This window comes from Sandarakinorhabdus sp. (assembly GCF_031430775.1).
GTDB lineage: Bacteria > Pseudomonadota > Alphaproteobacteria > Sphingomonadales > Sphingomonadaceae > Sandarakinorhabdus.
The window spans coordinates 1-7,829 of sequence record NZ_JANPCD010000014.1 but is presented as its reverse complement, the minus strand read 5'-3'; the positions used below and the strand labels follow the sequence as shown (position 1 = coordinate 7,829).

Annotated in this window: 6 protein-coding genes; 3 read left to right on the top strand and 3 right to left on the bottom strand. The window is 64.9% G+C overall.

Annotated features, from left to right (window positions below):
* Nucleotides 1-45 precede the first annotated feature (45 nt).
* Complete coding sequence (locus RMQ73_RS00675) at nucleotides 46-939, bottom strand: pirin family protein (RefSeq protein WP_310496034.1); 894 nt, start codon at nucleotides 937-939, stop codon at nucleotides 46-48.
* A gap of 104 nt (nucleotides 940-1,043) precedes the next feature.
* On the opposite strand from RMQ73_RS00675, the gene RMQ73_RS00670 reads away from it, so the two are divergent.
* Nucleotides 1,044-1,892 (top strand): SDR family NAD(P)-dependent oxidoreductase, encoded by an 849-nt coding sequence (locus tag RMQ73_RS00670; protein ID WP_310496033.1) that lies wholly within the window; start codon nucleotides 1,044-1,046, stop codon nucleotides 1,890-1,892.
* Nucleotides 1,893-1,942: 50 nt separating this feature from the next.
* On the opposite strand, the gene scpA is transcribed toward RMQ73_RS00670, so the two are convergent.
* Nucleotides 1,943-4,078: a methylmalonyl-CoA mutase gene (scpA, locus tag RMQ73_RS00665; protein WP_310496032.1), complete on the bottom strand. Its 2,136-nt coding sequence runs from the start codon at nucleotides 4,076-4,078 to the stop codon at nucleotides 1,943-1,945.
* Nucleotides 4,079-4,193: 115 nt separating this feature from the next.
* Here scpA and RMQ73_RS00660 point away from each other — a divergent pair, with 115 nt between their 5' ends.
* Nucleotides 4,194-4,373 carry a hypothetical protein gene (locus tag RMQ73_RS00660; RefSeq protein WP_310496031.1) on the top strand — a complete coding sequence of 60 codons (180 nt, stop codon included), beginning with the start codon at nucleotides 4,194-4,196 and terminating at the stop codon, nucleotides 4,371-4,373.
* Nucleotides 4,374-4,400: 27 nt separating this feature from the next.
* Here RMQ73_RS00660 and RMQ73_RS00655 read toward each other — a convergent pair whose 3' ends face one another.
* Nucleotides 4,401-7,172: a [protein-PII] uridylyltransferase gene (locus RMQ73_RS00655; RefSeq protein WP_310496030.1), complete on the bottom strand. Its 2,772-nt coding sequence runs from the start codon at nucleotides 7,170-7,172 to the stop codon at nucleotides 4,401-4,403.
* Between the two features lie 50 nt (nucleotides 7,173-7,222).
* Between RMQ73_RS00655 and RMQ73_RS00650 the strand changes: the two genes are divergently transcribed.
* Nucleotides 7,223-7,829 (top strand): tetratricopeptide repeat protein (locus RMQ73_RS00650; RefSeq protein ID WP_310496029.1); only part of this gene is annotated, 607 nt, incomplete at its 3' end.

Here is a 7,829-nt window from a genome sequence, read left to right as displayed (position 1 = left end):
GGAGCGATTATAGGCCCGGGCGACATCCGGCCACCGGTAACGTTCTTACGGATAATCGACCCGCGGCTGCGGCTTTGGCGGGGTTTCGGGCAGCGGGATGAATTCGGTTTCGCCGGGGACCTGCGGGAAATCTCCAGCGCGCCAGTCGGTTTCGGCCTGGGTGATGCGGTCGCGGGAATGGCTGACGAAATTCCATTCGATGATGCGGGGTTCCGCGAACGGGGCGCCGCCGAGGATCATGGCGTGGAGCGGGGTATTGGCGGTGAGGGTTGCTGCACCCTCCACGACAGCAAGGCTGCCGGGGGTGAGGGCGCTGCCGTCGACATGGGCGGCGCCGGTGATGGGATAGACGCCGATTTCTCCCCAGGCGGGATCGAGCGCGAGGCTGGCGCCGGCACGCAAGTGGAGTTCGGCATAGATGATCGGGTGGGGAAAGCGGACGGGTGAAGTTGCGCCGAACATCGTGCCGGCGATGATGGTGAGGCGGGCGCCGGGCAGCCCAACCACCGGCAGTGTGTCGGCGGGGTGGTGGACGAAGGCCGGAGCATCCTCGGCATGGGCGACCGGCAGCGCGACCCAGGACTGGATGCCATGCATGTGGTGGCCGGCCTCCCTCAGCGCCGTCGGGGAGCGTTCGGAATGGGTGATGCCGCGGCCGGCGGTCATCCAGTTGACGGCGCCGGGGGCGATATCGATGACGGTGCCCAGGCTGTCCCGGTGCGTCAGGCCGCCGGCAAACAGGTAAGTGACGGTTGCGAGACCGATATGCGGATGCGGGCGGACGTCGATACCCTGCCCTGCCGGAAAGTCTGCCGGCCCCATTTCATCGAAGAACACGAACGGGCCGAGCGTGCGGCGCGCCGGGGCCGGCAGCACGCGGGACACACTGAATCCGCCGAGGTCGCGGCTGCGTCCGGTTATGGTCTGGATGATCGGCATGTTGGTACTCCTCGGTTCAGCTTGGCTGATGCGGAACCCTGTTCATAGACAGCTTGGCGCCCGCGAACAAATGCCCCAATGTCACGCAAACAAGGGGGACGGACATGCGAGATCTGGCAGGCAAGACGGCGTTCGTCACGGGCGCGGCATCGGGTATCGGGCTGGGTATTGCCACGGCGCTGGCGCAATCGGGCGTCAAGGTCATGCTGTGCGACATCGAGCAAGAGGCATTGGACCGCGCTGTGGCCGAATTGAAGGCAACCAACGCCGATGTCGACGGCGTTGTCGCGGATGTATCACTCAAGGCGCAGTTGCAGGCGGCTGCCGATGCCACAGTGGCGCGGTTCGGCAAGGTGCATGTGCTGGTCAACAATGCCGGCGTTGGCGGCGGCGGCGGTTACGGTGAATGGAATGATGCCAGCTGGGATTGGACGCTGGGCGTCAACCTGATGAGCGTGATCTGGGGCATAGAGATTTTCGGGCCATTGATGGAGGCGCACGGCGAGGGCGGGCAGATCGTGTCCACCGCCTCGATGGCCGGGTTGGTCGCCGCAGTGGCGCCGGCGTATAACGTCACCAAATACGGCGTTGTTGCCCTGTCCGAAGGTCTGCGCGGGCCTTTGGCGGCCAAAGGCATCGGCGTGTCGGTGCTCTGCCCTGGCTTCATCCGCACCCGCATCATGGAAAGCGCGCGCAACCTGCCCGGAAGACTGTCGGAGGCGATGGCCGGGCCATCAATGGAGACAGGCAATTCCGAATTCGCCAGAATGGCCGAGGCTGCGATCGCTGCAGGGATCGACCCGTTGTATGTCGGCGAATTGGTGGTCGAGGGCATCGAGAATGACTGGGCCTATATCTTCACCGACACGCAGTTCGAGCCGAGTGTTGACGCGCGCTTTGCCGCCATCAAGGCCGGGTTCGACCTGATCCGAGGCCGCGAACCGCGGCACTGAACGAGGCTGGGCTGGCCGGTGCGGTGTTGCGCTGACATCGGCGCCAGGCCTTACCCCGCTGCGTCGTCCAGTGGCGGCAGGTTGTGCCCGAGCAGGCGCAGCAATTCCGCCGCGCTCTCGACGATATTGGTGCCGGGGCCGAAGATGGCGGCAGTGCCGATGGACTTCAGATAATCATAGTCCTGTGCCGGTATGACGCCGCCGGCGATGACCTTGATATCGGGACGGCCGGCGTCCTTCATGGCGTTTATCAGCGCGGGCACGAGGGTCTTGTGGCCAGCGGCCAGCGATGATGCCGCGACGATATCGACATCGAGCGTGATGGCGAGTTCGCGCGCCTCCTCGGGGGTCTGGAACAACGGCCCAACGGTGGCATCAAAGCCCAGATCGGCCAGCGCCGTGCCGACGACCTTGGCGCCGCGATCATGGCCGTCCTGGCCCATTTTCACGATCAGCACGCGCGGCGTGCGGCCCTTGCGGCGTTCGAACGCCGCAACGCCTTCGGCGACCCGGATATAGGCCGGATCGCCCTTATAGGCATCGGCGTAGATGCCCTTGACCATCTTGACCACGGCGGTGTGGCGGCCGAACACATCCTCCATGGCAGCCGAGATTTCGCCCAAAGTGGCGCGGACGCGCGCCGCATTCACGGCCAGCGCGAGCAGGTTGCCATCGCCCGCTGCCCCAGTGCGCAGCGCGTCGAGCGCAGCGGCCACCGCCGCACTGTCGCGGCCGGCCTTGACGCGTTCCAGCCGCTCGATCTGCGAGGCGCGCACGGCGACATTGTCGACATCGAGGATATCGAGCTTTTCCTGTGTCTCGGGCTTGTACTTGTTGACGCCGACGATGACGTCCTCGCCCCTGTCGACGCGTGCCTGTTTTTCGGCTGCCGCCTTTTCGATCTCCAGCTTGGGCATGCCGCTTTCGACCGCGCGGGTCATGCCGCCCAGCGCTTCGACCTCGTCGATCAATGACTGCGCGCCCTGCACCAGTGCGTCGGTGAGCGCCTCGACATAGTAACTGCCGCCCAGCGGATCGACGACGCGGGTGATGCCGGTTTCCTCCTGCAACACCAGCTGCGTGTTGCGGGCGATACGCGCGGAAAAATCGGTTGGCAGCGCAATGGCTTCATCGAGCGCATTCGTATGCAGCGACTGGGTGCCGCCAAGCGCTGCCGCCAACGCTTCGACGGTCGTGCGGATGACGTTGTTGTAGGGGTCCTGCTCCTGCAGCGACACGCCCGAAGTCTGGCAGTGCGTGCGCAGCATCTGGCTGCGCGGACTGGCGCCGAAATCGGCCATGATCGTCGCCCACAGCGTGCGAGCAGCGCGCAGCTTGGCGATTTCCATGAAGAAGTTCATGCCGATGCCGAAAAAGAAACTCAGCCGCCCGGCAAAGTCATCGACCGCCAGACCCTTGGCCAGCGCGGCGCGGACATATTCCTTGCCGTCGGCCAGCGTGAAGGCCAGTTCCTGCACAGCCGTCGCCCCGGCTTCGAGCATGTGATAGCCCGAGATGCTGATGCTGTTGAATTTCGGCATGTTCGCGCTTGTGTATGCGATGATGTCAGCCACGATCCGCATCGAGGGCGCCGGAGGGTAGATATAGGTATTGCGGACCATGAATTCCTTGAGAATGTCGTTCTGGATGGTGCCGTCGAGCTTGTCCTGCGTCACCCCGGCCTCTTCGGCGGCAACGATATAGAACGCCAGGCAGGGCAGCACGGCGCCGTTCATCGTCATGCTGACGCTCATCCGGTCAAGCGGGATGCCGTCGAACAGGATCTTCATGTCCTCGACGGAATCAATGGCCACGCCGGCCTTGCCGACATCGCCCGACACGCGCGGATGGTCGCTGTCATAGCCGCGATGCGTGGCCAGATCAAAGGCAACGGACAGACCCTTTTGCCCGGCAGCAAGGTTGCGGCGATAAAAGGCATTGGACGCCTCAGCCGTGGAGAAGCCGGCGTATTGGCGCACCGTCCAGGCGCGGCCGGCATACATCGAAGCCCGCACACCGCGCGTAAAGGGTGCAAAACCGGGCAAACCGGGATCGATGCCCGCGACATCCTGTGAAGTGTACAGCGGCTTGACGGCGATGCCTTCAGGTGTTGCCCAGGTCAGGTCGGCGCCCTTCACTTCCTTGGCGGCCATCGCGGCCCATTCGTTGACGCTCGGCTTGGTCATCTTCGCTCTCCCTGCACGGCTCATAAGACCAGGGCGAGGCAGCGCGTCAACCGGTCAGACGGAACCATGGCACCGGCCCGCCGTTCAAGCCGGGGATACGCATCAAGGATCAGCCATGCCCGACGAACCCCAAGTCATACCCACAGTCAAAGCGCGCGGCGGCGTGACACGGCACAATGTGCGCTATGTGCTTGCAATCTCGCTGGCACTCGCGATCGCAGCAATGGTGATCGTCTATGCCAACGCGCCGCAAGGTCCGCAGGATGTCGCGCCGGCGCAGGCCGAACCGCGATAAACCGCCGCGCGCCTGTTCCGCTCCGACTTATTCCGCCGCCTCTGCCGCCATCTCCACCCGGGCATTGGCGCCGCCAGCAAGCGTCAACAGGCGCTTTTCCAAGGTTTTCAAGCGGGTCTGGCTGTCGATCTTCGCGCCCGTGAGGTCGGTGATGTAGAATGTGTCGGTGGCGCGCTCGCCATAAGTGGCGATGTGCGCGCTGTGGATGGTCACCCGGCTCTGAAACAGGCCGTTGGTGAGCGAATAGAGCAGCGCCGGGCGATCGGCGGCATTGACCTCCACCACCGTGTAACGGTTCGACGCCTTGTTATCGATGAGCACGCGCGGTTCGACCTTGAATACCTCGGCGCGGCGGCGGGCGAGCGGGCGCGCGGCAAGCTTGTCGGCAAGACGGGTGCGGCCCGACAGCACATCTTCGATACTGCGTTTCAGCCGTGCCAGCTGCGCTGTTTCCACAAATGGGCCGCCAAGCGGATCGACGACGACGAAATTGTCCACCGCCTGGCCGTCGCGGGTGGTGTGGATGCGGGCATCAAGGATATTGGCACCGGCAAGGCTGATGGCGCCGGCAATGCGGTAAAAAAGCCCGGGATGATCGGCGGCATAGATGGAAACGAGCGTGGTTCCGCTGCTGGCGTCGGGCTCGCATGCGATGGCGAGCGGCGCGGCACTGGCATCGGCGGCGGCAATCAGCGCGGCGTTGCTGGCCAGCACTTCGGCGGCTTCGGCAATCCAGTAACTGTCGGGCAGCCGCCGGGCATGGGCGGCAAAGCGTGCCGGATCCCAGTCCAAGGTGTCGGCAAGCACCTGTTGGCGGCCGTCGATGCGCTCCTGCCGGCCCTTTTGCTTGTGGCCCAGCCGCAGCACCTCTTCGGCGGATTCGTACAGATCGCGCAGCAGCTGCCCTTTCCAGCCATTCCAGATGCCCGGCCCGACGGCACGGATATCGACGACGGTGAGCAGCAGCAGCAGCCGCAGCCGTTCCGGGCTGGCGACCTGTTCGGCAAAATCGAGGATGGTCTTGAAGTCCGACAGGTCGCGCTTGAAGGCGGTGCGGCTCATGAGCAGGTGATGTTCGACGAGCCAGGCGACGGTTTCGGTTTCGGCGGCCGACAGGCCAAGGCGCGGGCACAGCCGGCGCGCGACATCGGCGCCAAGGATGGAATGGTCGCCGCCCCGGCCCTTGGCAATATCATGGAGCAGCACCGCAACATGCAGCACGCGGCGTTCGGCGAGCTGGTGGATGATGGCGCTCGTCAGCTTGTGTTCGGCCTTGAGCGCGCCCGATTCAATTTTTGCAACCAGCCCGATGGCGCGGATCGTATGTTCATCGACTGTGTAGTGATGATACATGTCGTACTGCATCTGCGCCACGACACGGCCGAAATCGGGTACAAATCGCCCGAAGACACCGGCGTCGTTCATCCATCTGAGCACGGTTTCGGGATCGCGCGGTGACGTCAGCACCGACAGGAACAAATCATTGGCATGGCGGTCGCGGCGAATGCGTTCATCGATCAGTCCGGCATCGCGTGAAGCCTGCCGCATGGCCAGCGGATGGATCGGCAGCTTTTCCCGGTCGGCGAGCGCGAACATCTCGAGCAGGCGCGCCGGCTCGGCCCGGAAGAAATCATCGGACGGCACGCCAAGTTGCCCGCGCCGGAGCGTGAAGCCATTGAGCCGGCCCGGCCGCCGCGTCAGTGCCGGCAGCCAGGAGCCGCGCGCCACGCTTTCATCAAGATGCGCCAGGAACAGCCCGGTCAGATCGCCGACGGTTTTGGCCATCAGGAAATAATGGCGCATGAACCGTTCGACCGCCGACATGGAATCGCGCGTCGCATAACGCAGGCGCGCGGCAAGATCGCGCTGCACATCGAATGTCAGCCGTTCCTCGGCGCGGCCGGTCAGGTCATGCAGCGTGATGCGCACTGACCACAGAAAGCTTTCGGCCCGCTTGAACAGGCGCAATTCGGCTGCGGTGAGCAGTCCCTTGTCGACCAGTTCGGCAACCGATTCGACCTGGTGGATATATTTGCCGATCCAGAACAGCGCATGCAGGTCGCGCAGCCCGCCCTTGCCTTCCTTGAGGTTGGGTTCGACGACATAGCGGCTGTCACCCATGCGGATGTGCCGCGCTTCACGCTCCGCCAGCTTTTCGGCGACGAACGCCCGCGCCGTGCCGGCAACCACTTCCTTGCGGAACCGTATCGCGGCCTCTTCATAGAGCGGCTGGTCGCCCCAGACGAAGCGCGATTCGAGCAGCGCCGTGCGGATCGTCATGTCTGCCTTGGACAGGCGCACCATGTCATCCAGGCTGCGCGTGGCATGGCCGACCTTGAGGCCCAGATCCCAGAGCAGATACAGCATGGTCTCGATGACCTGCTCGCCCCATGCGGTCTGCTTCCAGGGCGTCAGAAACAGCAGGTCGACATCGGAATGCGGCGCCATCTGCCCGCGCCCATAGCCGCCAACGGCAACCAGCGCGAGCCGTTCGGATGCCGTGCGATTGCCGGGCGGATACAGGTTGATGGTGACGGTATCGAACAGCAGCCGCAGCAGCTGATCGACCAGGAACGACTGGGCGGCAGCGAGTTCGAGGCCCTTGCCGGGCGATTCCACAATGCGGCGCTTGATCTCGGCGCGGCCCGCAGCCAGCGCCGCTTGCAGCACGCGCGCCAGCACGGCGCGGCGCGCAGCAAAATCGCCGGCCTTTTCCAGTTCCAGCGCCAGCGCATCGGCAAGCGCGCGGCGATCGATGATCGCACGGCGGTTGGGGACACTGTCTGGGCGGCTGGCCATGACCAAGAGATAGGGGGTTACGGAGCGCATTGCCATGATTAGATAGACGCATGACCGACCCGCAGAAAATCGATCTCGAACGCATCGCCGTCAGCGGCGTGGAGGCGCTGAAGCGCGGCGACCATCGCACGGCGCGCACCGCATTCGAGCAGGTGGCCGCCACCGGGCGCGCCAGCGTGCAGGTGTGGCTGTTCCTGGCCCAGGCCTGTGACATGGCCGACGACCGTCCGGCGGCAATGGCTGCGATTGCCAAGGTGCTGGAGAGCGATCCGGGCAATGCCTATGCGCTGGTGATGGGCGGCGAGATCCAGCAGCGTTCAGGCGATGAACGCGCCGCCATGGCCTGGTATGACCGGGCGCTGGCCGCAGCCGACGGCCTGCAATTGCCGAATGACCTGGTCGCCCGGCTGCACCGCGCCGATACCGCGCGCGGCGCATTGCGGGGACGATTCGAGGCGCAGATGATGACGACGCTGGCGGATGCCGGCGTGACAACCGATGCCGCCGGGCCGCGTTTTGCCGAAGCGATCAGCATCGTGTCGGGCCGCAGCCAGCCCCATCTGCAACAGCCCACGAGTTTCTATTTTCCGCGCCTGCCGCAGGTGCCGTTTTTCGATCCGGCGGATTTTGCCTGGGCACGGGCGCTGGCGGACGCAT